Genomic DNA, 18,315 nt, shown 5'->3' on the forward strand with positions numbered 1-18,315 from the left:
GTGAGCGAGGCAGATAAGGCGTAGCCGGGCCGGAAGCCAGCCCGCATCGCTCAGGCGGCCGCGGCGGCCGGCTCCCGGCCATTGGCTTCCTTCCCCCGGCAGCGTTCGCGCGCATGCCGCAGCTCGCGCCGCGCCGCCGCGAAGGCGGATGAGCGCCGATCGCGGGGTCGGGCCTGCAGATTCTCCAGGGCATAGCCGATGCGGCCGGAGCGCGGCTGCATCACCAGGATACGGTCGGCCAGCGCCACCGCCTCGTCGATATCCCGTGTCGCAATCAAGACGGCGGTCCGGCTCTCGCCGCAAAGCGCCCCGATCAAGCGAGACATGTCGGCCCGGGTCGCCGCATCGAGCGCGGCGAAGGGTTCGTCCAGGAGCAGAAGTTTCGGCCGCGCCACCAGGGCACGCGCGACCGCGAGGCGCTGCCGCCGGGCCCGGCAGAGCTCATGCGGCCAAAGCTCGCCGCATCCGGCGAGGCCGGCCCGCACCAGCGCATTCGTCACCAGCCCCTCGCGTTCGAAGGGAGTGCGATGGTCCAGGCCCAAACCGACATTGCCGGCGGCGCTGAGCCACGCAACGAGGTTCGGCTCCGAAGAGATCAGACCCGCATCGGCACGAGAGCCGGTCTCGGCTGCGCCGCAGGGCCAGATCGCCCCGTCGCCAGGGCCGTCCAGACTGGCCAGCCGCCGCAGCAAAGCGCTCCCGCCGGGCTCCGCGCCATTCAGCAGTGCGACGATCTCGCCGCGACGGAGCGCGACGTCGGTTCCGGTGAAGGTGAACGCTCCGCGGGCCTCGGATCCTGAATTCAGCGCGAAACTCAGCATCGGGTCGATCCCTCAGGCGACGAGGCGAGGGACCGGAGCGGTTCTGCCGCCCTTCCCCACGCTTTAGCTGCATTTATTTCGCGCCCGCAAGCTGGTGGCTCAAATCGGCGCGTGTTCTGTTTATAGGTTCGTTAGTTCTTCAAGTCAAACGATCCCCCGCGACCGTGTCACCGGCGCCACGGGATCGGCCGACGATTTTTGACTTTTCCGCGCGGCATGTCGCCATGGTAGGAACGGGCTTCATTGCGAGACCACGCCGCCGTGTCAGCCACCACCGACAAGCCCGCCCTCCCGCTCCCCGAGATGCTGCAGAATGCCGAGGCCGGCGTCTCGCGGCTGCTGGAATCCGGCCACCGGCGCGACAAGGCGCAGAAGCGCCAGCAGCTGGTCGCCGCGCTTCGCCGGCTGCTCGACGACGGCAAGGCCTCGGCGCGCGCCATTCTCGAGGGGCAAAAGAGCGGCCTTGCCTGCGCCCGCCGGCTCTCGGCCGTGATGGATGCGGTGATGATCGCGCTCTACAAGGCGGCGACAAGCTATTTCTATCCGGCCGACAATCCGTCGCAGTCCGAGCGGATCGCCGTCGCCGCCGTCGGCGGCTACGGACGCGGGACGCTGGCGCCTGGCTCGGATGTCGACCTGCTCTTCCTGTTTCCGCACAAGCAGACGGCCTGGGGCGAAAGCGTGGTCGAGTCGATGCTCTACCCGCTCTGGGACCTGAAGCTGAAGACCGGGCATTCGGTCCGCTCGGTCGATGACTGCATCCGCGAGGCGCGGGCCGACATGACCATCCGTACGGCACTGCTCGAGGCCCGCTTCCTCGCCGGTGACCGGGACTTGTTCGACGAGATGGTCCGGCGCTTCGATGCCGAAGTGGTCGAGGGAACGGCGGCGGCCTTCACCGAGGCGAAGCTCGCCGAGCGCGAGCTGCGGGTGCAGCGCGCCGGCGCCTCGCGCTATCTGGTCGAGCCCAACGTCAAGGACGGCAAGGGCGGGCTGCGGGACCTCAATACCCTGTTCTGGATCTCGAAATACGCCTACCGCGTGCAGGACGTGCGGGATCTCGTCGCGGCCGGGCTGTTCGACAAGCCGGAGCTGGAGATGTTCGAGCGCTCGGAAGACTTTCTCTGGCGGGTACGCTGCTGGATGCATTTCATCACCGGGCGGGCGGAGGAGCGCCTGTCCTTCGACCTGCAGCAGCAGGTGGCGGCGGCCGTCGGCTATGCCGGACGGAAGGGGCAGGCGCCGGTCGAACGCTTCATGAAGGCCTACTTCCTGGTCGCCAAGGATGTGGGAGATCTGACCGCGATCGTCTGCGCCGCGCTGGAAGCGCGCCAGCAGAAGCCGCGCGCCACCCTGTCGCGCCTGCTCGGATCCTTCGCCAAGCGCAAGCGCGTCCGCGCGCTCGGCCATACCGACTTCACCCTCAAGGGCCAGCGTCTTGCGGTGATCGACGACAGCGCCTTCGAGCGCGACCCGGTCAACCTGCTCCGGCTCTACCAGATCGCCAGCCAGGAGGATCTCGCGATCCATCCGGATACGAGCCGGCTGGTGACGCAATCCCTGAAGCTGGTCACACCCGGCCTGCGCAGCGACCCGGAGGCCAACAGGATCTTCCTCGACATCCTGACGGCGCGGCGCTCGCCCGAGGTGGTGCTGCGCCGCATGAACGAATCGGGCCTGCTCGGTCGCTTCGTCCCGGATTTCGGCCGGGTCGTGGCAATGATGCAGTTCAACATGTACCACCACTACACGGTGGACGAGCATCTCATCCGCGCCATCGGCGTGCTTGCCGAGATCGATGCCGGCTCGCTCGAGGCCGAGCATCCGCTCTCCAACGAGATCATGCCGAGCATCGCCAACCGAAGGGCGCTCTATGTCGCGCTCTTCCTGCACGACATCGCCAAGGGGCGACCGGAGGACCACTCGCTCGCCGGCGCGCGGATCGCCCGCAAGCTGGGGCCGCGCTTCGGGCTGACGCCGGGCCAGACCGAGACGGTCGCCTGGCTGGTCGAGCACCATCTCGACATGTCGACCATCGCCCAGAGCCGAGACCTCGGCGACCCCAAGACGATCGAGAGCTTCGCGGCGACCGTCCAGACGCTGGAGCGGCTGAAGCTGCTGCTGATCCTCACCGTCGCGGACATCAAGGCCGTCGGCCCCGGAGTCTGGAACGGCTGGAAAGGCCAGCTCCTGCGCACGCTCTACTACGAGACCGAGCTTGTCCTCGCCGGAGGGCATTCGGCAGTGGAGCGCAAGGCCCGCGTCGGCCAGAAGCAGGAGGCGCTGCGGCAGCGCCTCGTCGACTGGGCCGCAGAGGAGCGGGAGGCCTATATCGCGCGCCACTATCCGGCCTACTGGATCAAGGCGGACATCGCCGATCAGGAGCGGCATGCGCGCTTCCTGCACGACGCCGAGACCGCCGGCCGCACGACGGCGACGATGGTCGAGACCGACCAGTTCCGCGGCGTGACCAAGCTCACCGTGCTCGCGCCCGATCATCCGCGCCTGCTCGCCATCGTCACCGGCGCCTGCGCTGCGGCGGGCGGCAACATCGTCGACGCCCAGATCTTCACGACCAGCGACGGGCTGGTTCTCGACACGATCTCGGTTTCCCGCGCCTTCGACCGGGATGACGACGAACTGCGCCGAGCCGAGCGGATAGCGGCCGCGATCGAGCGCGCGCTGAAGGGCGAGATCAGGATCGCGGATCTGGTGGCGCAGCGGCGTGCGCCGCCGCCGCGAGGCCAGACTTTCCAGCTCGCCCCTGAGGTCGTCATCGACAACGTGCTGTCGAGCCGCCACACGGTGCTGGAGGTTTCGGGGCTCGATCGCCCGGGCCTGCTCTACGACCTGACCACCGCCATCGGGAAACTCAACCTCAACATCGCCTCGGCGCATATCGCGACCTTCGGCGAGAAGGCCGTGGACGTCTTCTACGTCACGGACCTGACCCATGCGAAGATAACCTCGACGGCGCGGCAGCTCACGATCCGGAAGGCGCTGCTGGAAGTGTTCGAATTCGAGGGCGCCAGGGCCGCTTCGAGCCGGACGAAAGTCCCGGCGCGTGCTTGATTTGGGGCGCCGGAAGCCCGATATCGGCTGCGAATGCTGCCGCGCTGCGGGAGAATGTCCCGCCGGGCCCGGCATCGGGCGGCGCGGCGCGCCATGTGAAGGGAATTGGAAGACGCGATGACGCAGAACCCTGCGACGGAAGACCCGAACCTCGACGCCGCGGCCAACGCTCCTGAGCAGGCTCAGGCCGCCGAAGGAAGCAGCGAGGCCCGGATCGCGGCGCTGCAAGCCGAGCGCGACGACCTCAAGGACAAGCTGCTGCGCACCCTCGCCGAGATGGAAAACCTGCGCCGGCGCACCGAGCGCGAGATCGCCGATGCGAAGGCCTATGCGGTGACCAGCTTCGCACGCGACATGCTCGGCTCCTCGGACAATCTGCGCCGGGCGCTCGAGAGCGTGCCGGAAGCCGCCAAGGCCGGCACCGACGCGACGCTCAAGGCTTTGCACGACGGCGTCGAGCTGACCGAGCGCGAGCTGTTGAAGACGCTCGAGCGCCACGGCGTCCGCAGGGTGGACCCGCAGGGCGAGAAATTCGACCCGAACCTGCATCAGGCGATGTTCGAAGCGCCCGACCCGGCCACGCCGAAGGGCATCGTCTCGAAGGTCGTCCAGGTCGGCTACAAGATCGGCGAGCGCGTGCTGCGCCCGGCCCTCGTCGGCGTCTCCGCCGGGGCGCCGAAGGCGGCCGAGCCGCCGGCCGGCGAAGCCGGCGGCGACAAGCCTGCGAGTCACTGAGAGAAAGCCAGGGACCGATGTTCGAGGGCGCCGGCGTCGCCATCTTCGCGCTGACCGGAGCCCTCGTCGCCGCCCGCAAGGGGATGGACCCGTTCGGCTTCATCCTGCTGGCGACCGTGACCGGCGTCGGCGGTGGGACGCTGCGAGAGCTGCTGCTCGGCCATGACGCGCTGTGGGTGCGCAGCCCGACGGACGTCATCATCTGCACCATCGTGGCGCTGGGCTCCTGGGCGCTGGCCTATCTCCGTCCCGGCGTCCTCGAGGGCTGGAGCGGGCGCCGCCTCCTGCTCTGGGCCGACGCTGCGGGCCTTTCCCTCTTCGCCGTCATCGGCACGCTGCGGGGCCTCGATTCCGGAGCACCGGTCCTGTCGGCGGTCGCGCTCGGCGCGATGACCGCGACCTTCGGCGGCATCCTCCGTGACATCCTCGCCGGCGACCGGCCCATGGTGCTGTGGAGCCGCGAGTTCTACGTCACCGCCGCGACGGCCGGCGCGGCGACCACGGCGCTGCTGGCCGGCCTCGGCCTGCCCGGACTCGCCGTCGTGCTCGGCGGCATCGCGATCGGCTTCGGCCTGAGGGCGGGCTCCCTGCTGTTCGGCTGGTCCTTTCCCCGGCTGCCGGGTCAAGCCGCCGAATAGTTCAGCCGGGCTTCGTCACGCGCCGCAATGTCAGGTTGATGCGGCCCCCCTCGGGCAGCAGCGTCGAGGAACCCGAGAGGATGCGATCGATGCCGTGATAGGCCAGCCGCGCCTCGCCACCAAAGAGCAGCACATCGCCCGAGGAGAGCTTCAGCGAGGTCGTCCTGCCGCCGCGGGTAGCTCCACCGATGCGAAAGAGCGCGGCGTCGCCGAGCGAGACCGAGAGCACCGGCGCGTCGAAATCCTGCTCGTCACGGTCCTGATGCAGGCCCATCTTCGCGCCTGCGGCGTAGTGGTTGACGAGGCAGGCTTCCGGTGGATGGGCATAGCCGGAGAGCTCGCCCCACAGGGCCAGCAACGGCGCCGGGAGCAGCGGCCAGGGCTCCTTCGTCTCCGGATGCAGCGGCTGATAGCGGTAACCGTCCACGTCGGATACCCAGCCGAGCGGCCCGCAATTCGTCATCCTGACCGAGAAGGGCTTGCCGGTCTTCGGCATCCGCGGCTGGAAGAAGGGCGCCTGCCGCACGACCGCCCGCAGCTCCGCCAGCAAGGCGCCCTGCTCCGCAGCCGTGAGCCGGCCCGGCCAGTGAAATACGCCGGGGGCGACGGTGAGGCGCGTCATGGCTTCGTCGCGGCCGCGTCAGAGAGAGTCGAGGCCGAGCACATCGGCCATCGAATACAGGCCGGGCGCCCTGCCCCGCCCCCAGAGCGCCGCCTTCACGGCGCCTTGGGCGAAGAGACTGCGATCCTCGGCGACGTGAGCGAGCTCCAATCGCTCGCCCGCGCCGGCAAAGATGACCTTGTGGTCTCCGACCACCGTGCCGCCGCGCAGGGCCGCGAAGCCGATCGTGCCCGGCGCCCGTGCGCCGGTGATGCCGTCGCGCCCGGCGACGCGCTGCTCTGCGAGGTCGATGGTCCGCCCTTGCGCGGCTGCCTCGCCCAGCAGAACGGCGGTACCGGATGGGGCGTCGACCTTCATGCGATGATGCATCTCGACGATCTCGATGTCCCAATCGGTACCGAGCGTCGCTGCGACCTTGCGGACGAGCGCGGCGAGCAGATTGACGCCGAGGCTCATATTGCCGGAGCGGATGATCGGGATGCGCTTTGCCGTCTCGGCCAGCGCCGCCAGATGCGACGGCTCCAGCCCGGTGGTGCCGACGACATGCAGGATGCCGGCGTCGGCCGCGAGATCGGCGAAGGCGACGGTCGCCTCGGGCGAGGTGAAATCGAGCACGGCCTCGGCGCCCGCGAAAGCGGCGGCTGGGTCCCCCGTCACCGTCACGCCCAACGGCGGCAGACCGGCCAGAGGACCCGCATCGGCTCCCAGAGCCGGAGAGCCCGGTCGCTCGACCGCCGCGACGAGCCGGCAGCCCGGCGCCTGATCGATCGCTTTGATCAGCATGCGTCCCATGCGCCCTGCGGCACCGACGACGACGAGACGCATGTCACTCATGGCAGGCTCCGAAACGGCTTCCGGCCGGAAGCTGTGGTGTAGTCAGATCCGCTATAAGGCGCTTCGCCGCGCTGCGACACCCGAATCCGTGCGAGAGGAAGCGCCCACGAAAAACGGCCGGGTCACCCCGGCCGCCGCTCGATATCCGCGTCGGTCGACGCCAGGCTTCAGGCTGCCTGCTGGATGCCCGACAGCTTCCAGTCGCCTCCGCTCTCGCGCTGGAAGGTCCAGAACTCCCGAACCTCCTGCGCCGCATCGGCGTTGCCATCGACAACCCGGCCGCTCTTGCGGTCGTAGAGCGCATTGGTCAGGCTGAAGCGCATCGAGACCGTGGCATAGTCCGTCGAACCCTCGCGCCAGGCCTCCGACAGGTCGCCCTGCAGCAGCTTGACGTCCGAGACGCGGTCGGCAACGCCGCGGCGGGCGTTCTCGGTCAGGTCCTCGTCGAAATAGCCGAACATCTCCGGCGTCGTGCGCTGGCGCAGGCCGGCTTCGTCCTCATTCGAATAGGCGGTGTTGATCTCGCCGAGCAAGCGCTCGAAGGCGTTGAAATCGGCACCCTCGAGCTGGATCGGCGTGGTCGCCGGCTGCGCCGCACCGCCGCCGAAACCGCCCATGCGGCTCGCCGGCTGGGGAGCGTCAGGCCGTGCGCCATAAGCCTCGCGGGCATAAGGTGCCCCCGCGCCGGCAAGCTGCGGCTCGGACCTGCGGCGGAAGAAGCGTACGGCCAGCATGACCGCGCCGACGATCAGGCCGATCTGCAGCAAGAAGCCGAGCAGACCGCCCAGCGAAGCCAGGCCGCCGAAAAAGCCCGAGCCCGAGAGCAGGCCGAACAGGCCGGCACCGAGCAGGCCGGCACCGATGCCCATCATCATGTTGCGGGCAAAGGAGGGACGCGCGGCCTGAGCGGCCGCTCCGGCGCCCAGGCCCTGATTGCCATAGGACGAGGACGGCGCCGTGCTGCGCTGGAAAGGCTGCGCGCCACCGGGAATGGTATTGGTCGGGGCCGGCGCGCTGCGCGTAAAAGTCCCGCGGCTTCCGAAACTCTTGCCTCCGCCGGGGCGCGCCTCGGCGGCCAGCGGGACCAGCATCAGCGTTCCAACGACCAAGGCGACGGCGCGTCCGTGACGGGCGAGCGAGATCAGAGACATTGTTCCTCCCGGAGCCCCCATAGGCTCAACGAGCGCCAATATGGGAGACGACAAGGCAGCCCGCAAGACGAACATGGGTTAAATAGCTGAAATATCTTACTATTCCAATTCAGTACATAATTATTCGTCGTGATCGGCGCCGCGTGATAGACTTGGTTCGTCCTCCTTCCTCAAGGCGAAGGAAGAACGCCATGTTCGCGGATGAACCGAGGCCTCGCCGATACCGCCTGCTGGGCTGGCTCCTGGCCCTTGCGGTGCTCGTCCTCGCGACCGAGGCCGCAGCAGCCGGAGAACCCGCCATACCGATCGACGGTCCGCGCCTGGCTCAGGCGCCAGAGCCGCTCTGCTTCTGCTGGAACGATGGCAGGAAGATCGCCGAAGGCGCGTCTTCCTGCATCCGCACCACCCAGGGCAGACGGCTCGCGAGTTGCGGACGCGTGACCAACATCATGTCGTGGCAGGTGACCGAGAACCCCTGTCCCGAGAGTTGAAGATCCGTCCGGGAAGGCTCGACCAAACAGAAACGCCGCCGGGATGATCCCGGCGGCGTCGCTTCTTATGGCTCTTGTGGTCCTGGAGACTTCGAGACTGACCCTTGTCAGAACGCTCCCAAAACGATTGCAATCATGAAAACGAAAGCCGCACCCATGATCAACCGGTCGAGACGTAGCGTGACGGACATCACACCCTCCTGTGTCATTGACCTGTCGCAGAAGCTAGCAGAACTGGCCGCGGCCGCAAGGGGGCGGCATCGTGGCACCATCGGGGCGAAGGCTATTCTATGCTTAAATCGGTATTAAACCATTGAATAGACTTGGGGATATTTCTCACATCCAATGATCCGGACGCCCCTGCCCCGGCACGGCTTCAAGGCCGCTCCAGCAGTCTTCATGACTCGCGCGGGCTTGATCTGTGATTGAACGGATCGCAGCACGGACGGCGCGGGAACACGAGGGCCTTAACCCGGAAAGCGCCGGATTAAGACGGCGTTCACCACCGCGTCAAAGTTAATCCGGCTGTGGCGACTGGGGCGCAGTCGGTTGAGAAACCGTTCACCAGACGCTTCGCATTTGATGAGGCATGCGACGCCTCAAACTCGCCCTCATCGCTGTTGGAATGGCCGGCGCTGCCGGGTTGGCCGGCTGCGGCAAATTCCAGAAGGCCCAGCGTGCGCCCTGGCGCGACCAGGCCGAGGCCCAGTGCATGGCCTCCGGTCAGGTGCAGCTCTCAAGCTATGTCAGCCTGCGCGGCAAGGCGATCGACGGCCCCGGAACCTGCGGCATGCAACAACCGCTCAAGGTCACGGCCCTGCAGAACGGCAGCGTGAGCCTGAAGAGCCCGGCCCTGCTCGCCTGCCCCGTGGTCGCGACGACCGATCAATGGTTCGCCGAGGTGGTGCAGCCTGCCGCCATGAACATCTTCGGAGCGCAGGTGATCGAAATCCGCGCCGGCTCCTACTCCTGCCGCGCGATGAACAACGGCACCTATACGACGCGCACCTCCGAGCACGCCTATGGCAACGCCGTCGACGTCTTTTCCTTCCGCCTGAACGACAGCCGCGTCGTCACGGTCAAGGAGGGTTGGCGCGGCTCACCGGAGGAACAGAACTTCCTGCGCGAGGTCTTCGTCGGCGCTTGCACCTATTTCGGCACGGTGCTCGGGCCGGGAGCCGACCCGATGCACTACGACCACATCCATATCGACCTCGCCCGCCATGCCAAGGGCCGCCACATCTGCAAGCCGATCATCAAGTACACGCCGAACTACAACCTGCCGCCGGCCGATCCGGGCCGCACCTATTCCTCGGCGCAGAACGCTCAGCCGCCGATGACGCCGCGCGAGCGCGCTCCCGCCGCCACCGCCTATGCCGGCGGTCCGATGCTGCGCCAGCCTGCGTCCGGGCTGCGCCCGCCGGGCGCCGTGCAGGGCGGATACCCGGTCGCGAACAACGGCGCGCAAGACCACAGCCTCGACGCCCAGATGCGCTTCCTCCAGGAATACGACGCACGCCATCGGACGGGCCAGCCGGGCTTCCGGCCACGCCCGCTGCCGAGCGAGCAGGGCGGGCCCCTCGCCCTGCCCGGCGCGGTCGAGCCGTCGGAAGAGGAGGCGGTGCTCGGCGACGGCGGCGGCTCGGGCGTCGTGGACCAGCAGGGCTCCGAAGAGGCGCAGCCGATCACGCCCGACCACGACCCCTTCGCCTACAGCGCGGGGCGCACGGTGCGGCGGTAGCGCCGCCGGGTCAGGGAGCGGCCAGGACCTGCCGGCATTCCGGCGGCAGGGCATCGAGCGACATCGGCGGCTTGGGCTTCGGTCCCGGTCTCGGCTTGGGCGGGTGAAAGATCGCCTTGTACTGACGCTCGACCCAGCCCGTGAGCTCGGCGCCGCAGCCATCGCCGAAGTTCGGCGGCTCCTGCGGCACGCAGCTGGCCATGCCGGCGGGGCAGGCCAGCCGGATATGGAAATGGTAGTTGTGGCCCCAGAGCGGCCGGACCTTGTCGAGCCAGCTCCGGTCGCCGGGCTCGCGGCAGAGCGCGACCTTGAGCGCCGGATTGACGAAGATGCGCTCCACCTTGGGATCGGCGGCGACGGCCCGAAGCAGGCGGACATGGGCCGGCGTCCAGTGGCGCGGATCGACGTCACGCCAATCCGACCGGGCCATGTTGACCGCCGGCATATTCTCGCGCTGCTCCCGGTCGAGCCTGCCCCTGGGCATCGGCGTCAGCCAGATATCGGCGTCGAGCCCGATCTGGTGGGAGGCGTGGCCGGTGAGCATCGGCCCGCCGCGCGGCTGCGACATGTCGCCGACCAGCAGACCCGCCCAGCCTGTAATGCGCGGCACATCGCGGGCGAGCTTCTCGAGGTAGTCGATCAGGATCGGGTGCCCCCAGTTGCGATTGCGGTTGAGCCGCATCACCTGCCAGCTCGGCCCGTCGAGAGGCAGTGCCGCGCCACCGGCGAGGCAGCCGCGGGCATAGGAACCGATGGCGCGCGGCGGCAGATGCGCCGGCGTGGACTTCTGGCCGAAGAGCGAGCGCGCGGCATCGGGCCATGTGGCAATATTGGCGGCGCGGGTCCGTGCCTCCTGTTCGGCCGTGGATTGGGCGAGGCCGGCAGCCGGCACCATTCCAACGAAGAGAAGCAGGGCGGGGATGATTCGCTTGCGAGCCTTCATCGAGCCAGCATCGGCGGCGCTTCGACTCGCGGTCAAGCACAGGCGTGTCGCGGGCACGATACAACCGCGTTCGGAACAGGTACGCCGCATCCGTGGTTTCCCTGCCGTGTCGCGCCGGCGAGTGGCGCAAAACGAAGGGAACACTGATGTCTACGCTTCTGATCGTTGTGCTGGTGATCCTGCTGCTCGGCGGCGGCGGATATTACGGCCATCGCAGCTATGGTACGGCGGGCCTCGGCGGCGTCGTCGGGCTCGTGCTGGTGGTGCTGCTGATCCTGTGGCTGCTCGGCGCCATCGGCGGTGCCCCTGTCAGGGTCTGACCAGCGCGCGCCAGGCCGGACTCGCAGCGTCAGGCGCGCTCCGCCGCATGCTCCCAGACGGCGACGGCCGCGGCGAGATCCTCCAGCGCGACGCCGACCGACTTGAACAGCGTGATGCCGCCGCCCTCGACCGGGCCGGCGATCCGGCCATGGCAAAGATCGGCCAGGGTGCCGGCGACGCTGTCGGCGCTGTAGCTGCCTTCGGCGATGGCGACGGCAACGTCGCCGCCTTCGTCGATCGCCTTACCGGAATCGACCACCACGCGGGCGCGATGCAGGGCGTCCGCATCGGCCTCGCGCATCTGCATGGTGAAACCGCCGATCAGATCGAGATGGGCCTCGCGCTTGAGCCAATGGCCGTGGATCAGCGGTTCGGTCGCGTTGGTGGCGCAGGAGATGATGTCCGCGGTGCGGGCCTCGCCTTCGAGATCGGTCGTGGCGCGGGCGACGATGCCCTCCTTCGCCAGCTCGGTGACGACGGCCTCGGCCGCTTCGGGCCGTCGCGCCCAGATCGCGATGTCGGTCAGCGGGCGCACCGAGCGATGCGCCTTGACGATGAAGGGCGCGAGCGCCCCGGCCCCGACCATCAGCATATGGCTGGCCTCGGGGTTGGACATGTAGCGCGATGCCAGCGCGGACGCGGCTGCCGTCCGCCAGGTCGTCAGGCGGTTGCCGTCCATCACGGCGAGCGGCTTTCCGGCCGCACCATCCATCAGCAGATAGGCCCCCATCACACCCGGCAGGTTGCGCTTGCCGTTGCCGAAGAAGACCGAAACGATCTTGGTACCGATATAGGGCCTGTCCGCCGAAGGCCCGCTCCAGGCCGGCATGGTCAGCAGGATGGCATCGTCCTCGCCCGGCCGCTCGATCGCATATTGGCCGCGCTTGGGAGCGACGACCTCACCGCGGAACGCCTCATCGAGGATGTCGATTAGGGCGGGATATCCGAGGGCCGCATCGATCTCGGCCACGTCGAAGAGGCGCATCAATTCCGTCCGTCGGTCAGAGCAGGCAGGGCGGAATCGGGCACCGCCGAACGCAGCGCCTGGGTCTCTGAGCGGAGCGTCTCGACCTCGCGGCGGCTGCGGCGAGCCGCCTTGCGATGCTTGCCCTGTGCGAGCCAGGAGGCCAGCCCGCCGACGAGGACACCCACGAAGATCGCGGCCAGAACCACGATGAAGAGCGGGACCTCATAGGACATCGTCGGCAGATCACGGCTGAACGGATCCAGGGAAATCCGCACAGGCGCCCGATTGGCGACCGAGAACAGGACGATCAGCAACGCGATCGGCACCAGAACCAGCGCCTTGAAGAAGGTCTTCATCCCAATCTCCGTGCCGGCCCCTTTTACAAGCGGCCGGCTGCCAGCGCTCAGGCCTTGCCGTTGAGGCGCAGGCGCAACTCTTTGCCCGTCTTGAAGACGGGCACGAACTTCTCGTCGACCTCGACCGCATCGCCGGTGCGCGGGTTGCGACCGATGCGGGCCGAGCGCGCCTTGCGGGAAAAGGCGCCGAAGCCGCGCAGCTCGACCCGGTCTCCCCGCGCGAGCGCCTTCACGATCTCGTCCAGGATCGCCGAGACGATGTTCTCGATGTCGCGCTGATAGAGATGGGTGTTCTGCTCGGCAATCCGCTGAACAAGTTCTGATTTAATCATCGCTGGAGTATAACCATTTGTATCATCATCATTTTTCAGCCGCGGCAGGCTGCCAGAGCGCCAGAGGCTCGTCAAGCCGCAAGCCGACGGGCTGAGCCGCGGCGCGCGCGATCGACGCCGCCAGCCCGTCGAAACCGGCTAGGCGCGCACCGACCTCGGCGAGGCTCCACAGCCCGAAGGTCGAGGAACTGCTGCGCGGGCGCCAGTCCCGGACCTTCAGATCCTTGGCGACCTTCTTCTCGCGCTCAAGCCAGGCAATGCCCTCGCGCTCGCCTCCGAGCTCGTCGATCAGCTTGAGGGCGAGCGCCTGGCGACCCGAGAAGACGCGGCCGTCGGAAGCCGTCCCCAGCTGCGCGTCATCGAGATGGCGCCGGTCGTGTACCATCTGCTTGAACCAGCGATAATTGTCGTCGACGACGCTTTGCAACGCGGCGCGCGCTTCCGGCGAGGTCGGCTCGAAGCCGTTCGGCGCCGCTTTCAGCGGGCTCGACTTGATCTCCTCGACCTTGACGCCGACGGTGCCCAGAAGCTGGCTGACATTGGGATACTGGAACAGAACCCCGATCGAGCCGACGAGCGAGGTCTCGCGGGCGACGATGTGATCCGTGCTCATCGCCGCGATATAGCCGCCGGAGGCCGCAAGCCCGCCGACGACCGTCACCATCGGCTTCTTGGCCGCCAGCTCGCGCAGCGCGACGTGCAGGGCCTCGGCGCCCGAGGTGGTGCCGCCGGGGCTGTTGACGTCCAGCACAACCGCGGAGACGGCCTTGCTGTCTCCCACCGACTTGATCAGGTCCAGCGTGCGGCGGTCGCCCGAGATGAAGCCGGAGATCGAGACACGGGCGATGTGCGCGCTGGACAGCGAGACGGCCCCGTCGCCCCGCCAGGCGAGGCCGCCGACGATCGCCGCAGCGATCACGCCGAGCACCGCCAGGACGCGCCAGAGCGTCAGCTTGCGCCGCAGGCTGCGGCGGTCGGCAAGCAGGTCGGCATCGGACGCCATCGGAAACTCCTGTCGGCTGCGGGCCCGTGATGTAGCCCCGCTGCGGCGGACGGGCAAGGCGCCAGGAACCCTGCCGTAACGTCGCACGCCCCGCACCTTGCTGCTCCGGGGCGTCGGGATAGCTCAGGCCGGAACGGATGCGCGCGCCCGGTCGAGAGCGACGAGGGCAAGTCCGTTCGCCACGGACCGGAAGGCATCGCCGATATGGACCTTCTCCGCGCCGAAGCGGCGGTCGAACAGGCGCCGGACAGCCGGCACGTGCGAGGTGCCGCCCGTCATGAACACGGCTTCAATCCGGCTGCCGTCGATGCCGGCCTCGGCGAGCGCGCGGTCGAGAGCCGTCTCGATGGCGCTGACATCCTCGGCGATCCAGTCCTCGAAATCGCTGCGCCGGATCGGCGTCTCGATCGTCACGCCCATCTGGACGAAGCGCAGCACGGTCTCATCATGCTCCGAGAGCGCGATCTTGGCGGCGGAGACGGCCCGGTAAAGCTCATAGCCGAGATCGTATTCGATCACCGTCAGCAGGTCCTCGAGCTTGCCCGGCTCGACGGCTTCGCGGATCAAGGCGTTGAGTTCGGCCATGGTCTCGCGGCTCTTCATCAGCGAGAGCTTGTGCCATTGCGCGAAGGCGGCGTGGTAATGCGCCGGCACCGGCAGGAGCTTGCCGAAGGAGCGATACTCCGTGCCCTTGCCCAGCGCCGGCGAGACGGCGTGCTCGATGATGCGGTAGTCGAAGGTGTCGCCGGCGACACCGACGCCGGCATGGGAGAGCGGAATCGCCTCCAGCCCGCCGCGCTGGCCCGGCTCGAAGCGCATCACCGAGAAGTCGCTGGTGCCGCCGCCGAAATCGGCGACCAGCATGGTCTGCGGCGTCGTCAGGTCGCGGGCGTACCAATAGGCGGCGCCGAGCGGCTCATAGGCGAAATCGACCTGCTCCATGCCGGCCCTGGCATAGGAGGCGCCAAGGCGGTCCAGCGCCAGCTCCTCGTCCGGCCGCTCGCCAGCGAAGACGACGGGGCGGCCCGAGATCAGCGGCAGTCTCGCCGCATCCTCGAGCCCGTCGGTCAGATCGCCGAGGAAGACGCCGATCAGATCCTCGAGGCGGAAGAGCTTGCCGAAGAGCCGCGTTTCCTGGAAGGCCCGGCTGGAGAGATGAGTCTTGAGCGATTGCAGGAAGCGGTGCTCGCTGGTCATGCCGAGCGCCATGTCCAGCGCATCGGGGCCGCTGACATGGGCAATCCGCGTCTCCGGCGGACGTCCTTCGCGCCAGAACATCAGCGCCGAGCGATAAGCATCGACCGCGCCCTGCCGGGTCGCGAAGGAGCGTGTCACGACCGAGCCGTCGGCGCCAGCCAGCGCGACGACGCTGTTGGTGGTGCCGAAGTCGATGCCGATCGCGGCGGGGGTCATGGCGGGCTCCTTTGCGGAAAGACGGACCAGCCCTCGTCACGAAAAGCGGTCCTGCGCCTGCTTCTCGGAACGAGGGCTGCCAAAACAACCGAAACAAAAGCCCGCGCGGATCGCTCCGCGCGGGCCCTCTTGCATGTCCGGCCGCCTTCGCGGCCGAAACCTCACTTCTTGTCGCCAGCCTTCTTGAGGGCGGCGCCCAGGATGTCGCCGAGCGAGGCGCCGGAGTCCTGCGAGCCGAACTGGGCGATCGCCTCCTTCTCCTCGGCCATTTCCAGGGCCTTGATCGAGACCTGGATCTTGCGGGCCTTCTTGTCGAAGAGCACCACGCGGGCATCGACCTTCTCGCCGGCGGCGAAGCGCTCGGGGCGCTGCTCCTGGCGGTCACGGGCGAGCTCGGCGCGCTTGATGAAGGTCATCATGTCGGTGCCGACGATCTTGACGTCGAGACCCGACTCCTTGACCTCGACCACCTCGCAGGTGACGACCTGGCCCTTCTTGAACTCGCCGGCATCCACGAAGGGATCGCCGCCGAGCTGCTTGAGGCCGAGCGAGATGCGCTCCTTCTCGACGTCCACATCGAGAACGACGGCCTGCAGGACGTCGCCCTTCTTGTACTCCTCGATGACCTGCTCGCCCGGACGGTTCCAGTCGAGGTCCGAGAGGTGGATCATGCCGTCGATGTCGCCTTCCAGGCCCAGGAACAGACCGAACTCGGTCTTGTTCTTGACCTCGCCCTCGACCACCGAGCCCTGCGGGTGCTGCTCGGCGAAGACTTCCCACGGGTTGCGCAGGGTCTGCTTGAGGCCGAGCGAGATGCGGCGCTTGACCGGATCGACCTCGAGGATCGCGACGTCGACTTCCTGAGAGGTCGAGACGATCTTGCCGGGGTGGACGTTCTTCTTGGTCCAGGACATCTCGGAGACGTGGATCAGGCCTTCGATGCCCGGCTCCACTTCGACGAACGCGCCGTAGTCCGTGATGTTGGTCACGCGGCCCTTGAGACGGGTGCCGACCGGGTAGCGCTCGGCGATGCCATCCCACGGATCGGCCAAGAGCTGCTTGATGCCGAGCGAGATGCGGTGCGTGTCCTGGTTGATCTTGATGATCTTGACCTTGACCGTCTGGCCGATGGTCACGACCTCGGACGGGTGGTTCACGCGGCGCCACGCCATGTCGGTGACGTGCAGCAGGCCGTCGATGCCGCCGAGGTCGACGAACGCACCGTATTCGGTGATGTTCTTGACGACGCCGTCAATAACCTGGCCCTCTTCGAGCGAGGCGACGAGCTCGGAACGAGCCTCGGCGCGGGTCTCTTCGAGGACGGTGCGGCGCGACACGACGATGTTGCCGCGGCGGCGATCCATCTTGAGGATCTCGAAGGGCTGCGGCTGGCCCATCAGCGGGCCGACGTCGCGGATCGGGCGGATGTCGACCTGCGAACGCGGCAGGAAGGCCACGGCGCCGTCGAGATCGACGGTGTAGCCGCCCTTGACGGTGTTGAAGATCATGCCGGTGACCTTCTCGCGGGCTTCGAAGGCCTTCTCGAGCTTGACCCAGCTCTCTTCGCGGCGGGCCTTGTCACGGCTGATGACGGCTTCGCCGAGGGCGTTCTCGATCCGGTCGAGATAGACCTCGACCTCATCGCCGACGTTCAGCTCCTGCTCGCGGCCGGGGCCGGTGAATTCCTTGAGCGCGACGCGACCTTCGGTCTTCAGACCGACGTCGATGATCGCCATGTCCTTCTCAATGGCAACGACCTTGCCCTTGATGACCGAACCTTCGAGGGCTTCGTTCTTGGTGAAGGACTCTTCGAGCAGAGCGGCGAAATCTTCGCGGCCCGCATTGTAGCTTTCAACTGCAGACATGTAATCTCCTGGAAGCCGGCCGCGTATCCCGCGGATGTCCGGCATGGCGCCTTCGGTTGGTGTTGCAGGCCGGATCGCTGCCGTCGGCGCCTCCGCTCGGGAGGATTCCGGCCCATCGAAGAGCCGCAGGCACCAGAGCCGCCGGAGAAATCCGCATCCGAAGACGTTTTCCAGCACGAAACGGGAGCCAGCCGCGAGAGCCGCCCCCGGCGCATGATGGATCACGGCCATTCGGACAGGCGGGATTTAGTGCAAGCGCTGCATCAGAGCAAGGGCTGGCGGCCGGATACACCGCCGGGAGGGCCTTTTCTTTGCAACGGTGCGCTATTCACGGCCGCCGCGAGGCGTCAAGATCCACCTGAAGGGTGCGACTTCCTTGCAGCCCGGGTTTCATGCCACTCTGCCGCGCGCGATTGGGCGGGCTTGGGGGAGAGCGTTTCATGGGCTGGATCATTCTGGGGCTGATCGTCGTCCTCGCGGTCTATCTGGTCATGACCTATAACGGGCTGGTCGCGATGCGGCAGCGCGTCAACCAGGCCTTCGCCGACATCGACGTGCAGCTCAAGCAGCGGCACGATCTGATCCCGAACCTGGTCGAGACGGTCAAAGGCTACGCCACCCACGAGAAGTCGACGCTCGACGCCGTGATCGCGGCGCGCAACGCGGCGCAGGGGGCAGGCAGCGTGCACGACAAGGCGGCGGCGGAACAACAGCTCTCCGGCGCGGTCGGAAGACTACTGGCGCTGGGCGAGGCCTATCCCGACCTCAAGGCCAGCGCGAACTTCCAGCAGCTTCAGGTCGACCTCGGCAATGTCGAGGACAAGCTCGCGGCGGCGCGCCGGTTCTTCAACAACGCGGTCAGCGAGTTCAACGCCGCGATCCAGGCCTTCCCGGCCGTGCTGTTCGCGCCGCAGATGGGCTTCGCCCAGCGCGAATTCTTCGATGTCGGCCCGGAAACCCGGACGCAGATCGAGGCCGCGCCCAGCGTGAAGTTCTGATCGCAGGCAGGC

18 protein-coding genes and 1 riboswitch are annotated in these 18,315 nt (G+C 67.8%); of the genes, 7 read left to right on the top strand and 11 right to left on the bottom strand.

The window, feature by feature from the left end; all coding sequences use genetic code 11:
- Positions 1–50: 50 nt before the first annotated feature.
- Positions 51–821 (bottom strand): ATP-binding cassette domain-containing protein, encoded by a 771-nt coding sequence (locus BGO20_RS13895; protein WP_291664591.1) that lies wholly within the window; start codon positions 819–821, stop codon positions 51–53.
- A 43-nt stretch (positions 822–864) separates the two neighbouring features.
- Positions 865–942, bottom strand: a riboswitch (SAM riboswitch).
- A gap of 182 nt (positions 943–1,124) precedes the next feature.
- Here BGO20_RS13895 and BGO20_RS13900 point away from each other — a divergent pair.
- The 3 genes from BGO20_RS13900 (at position 1,125) to BGO20_RS13910 (ending at position 5,266) form a co-directional block, all read left to right on the top strand.
- Positions 1,125–3,893: a [protein-PII] uridylyltransferase gene (locus tag BGO20_RS13900; RefSeq protein WP_362889980.1), complete on the top strand. Its 2,769-nt coding sequence runs from the start codon at positions 1,125–1,127 to the stop codon at positions 3,891–3,893.
- 117 nt (positions 3,894–4,010) lie between these two features.
- Positions 4,011–4,628 (top strand): nucleotide exchange factor GrpE, encoded by a 618-nt coding sequence (gene grpE / locus BGO20_RS13905; RefSeq protein ID WP_291664589.1) that lies wholly within the window; start codon positions 4,011–4,013, stop codon positions 4,626–4,628.
- A gap of 17 nt (positions 4,629–4,645) precedes the next feature.
- Positions 4,646–5,266 carry a trimeric intracellular cation channel family protein gene (locus BGO20_RS13910; RefSeq protein ID WP_291664588.1) on the top strand — a complete coding sequence of 207 codons (621 nt, stop codon included), beginning with the start codon at positions 4,646–4,648 and terminating at the stop codon, positions 5,264–5,266.
- A 1-nt stretch (position 5,267) separates the two neighbouring features.
- On the opposite strand, the gene BGO20_RS13915 is transcribed toward BGO20_RS13910, so the two are convergent.
- The 3 genes from BGO20_RS13915 to BGO20_RS13925 all read right to left on the bottom strand — a co-directional run bounded on the left by BGO20_RS13915 (position 5,268) and on the right by BGO20_RS13925 (position 7,873).
- Positions 5,268–5,888, bottom strand: a complete 621-nt coding sequence (locus BGO20_RS13915) for an alpha-ketoglutarate-dependent dioxygenase AlkB family protein (RefSeq protein WP_291664587.1) — start codon at positions 5,886–5,888, stop codon at positions 5,268–5,270.
- 18 nt (positions 5,889–5,906) lie between these two features.
- Positions 5,907–6,713: a 4-hydroxy-tetrahydrodipicolinate reductase gene (gene dapB, locus BGO20_RS13920; protein ID WP_291664636.1), complete on the bottom strand. Its 807-nt coding sequence runs from the start codon at positions 6,711–6,713 to the stop codon at positions 5,907–5,909.
- Between the two features lie 176 nt (positions 6,714–6,889).
- Positions 6,890–7,873, bottom strand: coding sequence for a Tim44 domain-containing protein (locus BGO20_RS13925; RefSeq protein ID WP_291664586.1), 984 nt, complete (start codon positions 7,871–7,873; stop codon positions 6,890–6,892).
- A gap of 191 nt (positions 7,874–8,064) precedes the next feature.
- Here BGO20_RS13925 and BGO20_RS13930 point away from each other — a divergent pair, with 191 nt between their 5' ends.
- A complete protein-coding gene (locus tag BGO20_RS13930; RefSeq protein WP_291664585.1) occupies positions 8,065–8,364 on the top strand; it encodes a hypothetical protein in 300 nt (99 codons plus the stop codon).
- A gap of 589 nt (positions 8,365–8,953) precedes the next feature.
- Positions 8,954–10,105 carry an extensin-like domain-containing protein gene (locus BGO20_RS13935; RefSeq protein ID WP_291664584.1) on the top strand — a complete coding sequence of 384 codons (1,152 nt, stop codon included), beginning with the start codon at positions 8,954–8,956 and terminating at the stop codon, positions 10,103–10,105.
- A 10-nt stretch (positions 10,106–10,115) separates the two neighbouring features.
- On the opposite strand, the gene mepA is transcribed toward BGO20_RS13935, so the two are convergent.
- Positions 10,116–11,048 (bottom strand): penicillin-insensitive murein endopeptidase, encoded by a 933-nt coding sequence (gene mepA / locus BGO20_RS13940; RefSeq protein ID WP_291664583.1) that lies wholly within the window; start codon positions 11,046–11,048, stop codon positions 10,116–10,118.
- Between the two features lie 146 nt (positions 11,049–11,194).
- Between mepA and BGO20_RS13945 the strand changes: the two genes are divergently transcribed.
- Entirely contained in the window at positions 11,195–11,368 is a 174-nt protein-coding gene (locus tag BGO20_RS13945) for a DUF3309 family protein (RefSeq protein WP_291664582.1), read from the top strand.
- A 29-nt stretch (positions 11,369–11,397) separates the two neighbouring features.
- On the opposite strand, the gene lhpI is transcribed toward BGO20_RS13945, so the two are convergent.
- From lhpI to rpsA, 6 genes are all read right to left on the bottom strand, one after another.
- Entirely contained in the window at positions 11,398–12,354 is a 957-nt protein-coding gene (gene lhpI / locus BGO20_RS13950; protein WP_291664581.1) for a bifunctional Delta(1)-pyrroline-2-carboxylate/Delta(1)-piperideine-2-carboxylate reductase, read from the bottom strand.
- A complete protein-coding gene (locus tag BGO20_RS13955; protein WP_291664580.1) occupies positions 12,354–12,692 on the bottom strand; it encodes a LapA family protein in 339 nt (112 codons plus the stop codon). Before BGO20_RS13955 ends, lhpI begins: the two co-directional genes overlap by 1 nt.
- 47 nt (positions 12,693–12,739) lie before the next feature.
- Complete coding sequence (gene ihfB, locus BGO20_RS13960) at positions 12,740–13,024, bottom strand: integration host factor subunit beta (RefSeq protein ID WP_291664635.1); 285 nt, start codon at positions 13,022–13,024, stop codon at positions 12,740–12,742.
- A gap of 28 nt (positions 13,025–13,052) precedes the next feature.
- Entirely contained in the window at positions 13,053–14,027 is a 975-nt protein-coding gene (gene sppA / locus BGO20_RS13965; protein WP_291664579.1) for a signal peptide peptidase SppA, read from the bottom strand.
- Positions 14,028–14,150: 123 nt separating this feature from the next.
- Positions 14,151–15,440, bottom strand: coding sequence for an Hsp70 family protein (locus BGO20_RS13970; protein ID WP_291664578.1), 1,290 nt, complete (start codon positions 15,438–15,440; stop codon positions 14,151–14,153).
- A 161-nt stretch (positions 15,441–15,601) separates the two neighbouring features.
- Positions 15,602–17,305, bottom strand: a complete 1,704-nt coding sequence (gene rpsA, locus BGO20_RS13975; protein WP_291664577.1) for a 30S ribosomal protein S1 — start codon at positions 17,303–17,305, stop codon at positions 15,602–15,604.
- Between the two features lie 440 nt (positions 17,306–17,745).
- On the opposite strand from rpsA, the gene BGO20_RS13980 reads away from it, so the two are divergent.
- The gene (locus BGO20_RS13980; RefSeq protein ID WP_291664576.1) at positions 17,746–18,303 is read left to right on the top strand and encodes a LemA family protein; all 558 of its coding nucleotides are present in this window, start codon (positions 17,746–17,748) and stop codon (positions 18,301–18,303) included.
- The last annotated feature ends 12 nt before the right edge of the window (positions 18,304–18,315 follow it).

The sequence above is a fragment of the Allobosea sp. 67-29 genome (assembly GCF_001898115.1).
GTDB lineage: Bacteria > Pseudomonadota > Alphaproteobacteria > Rhizobiales > Beijerinckiaceae > Allobosea.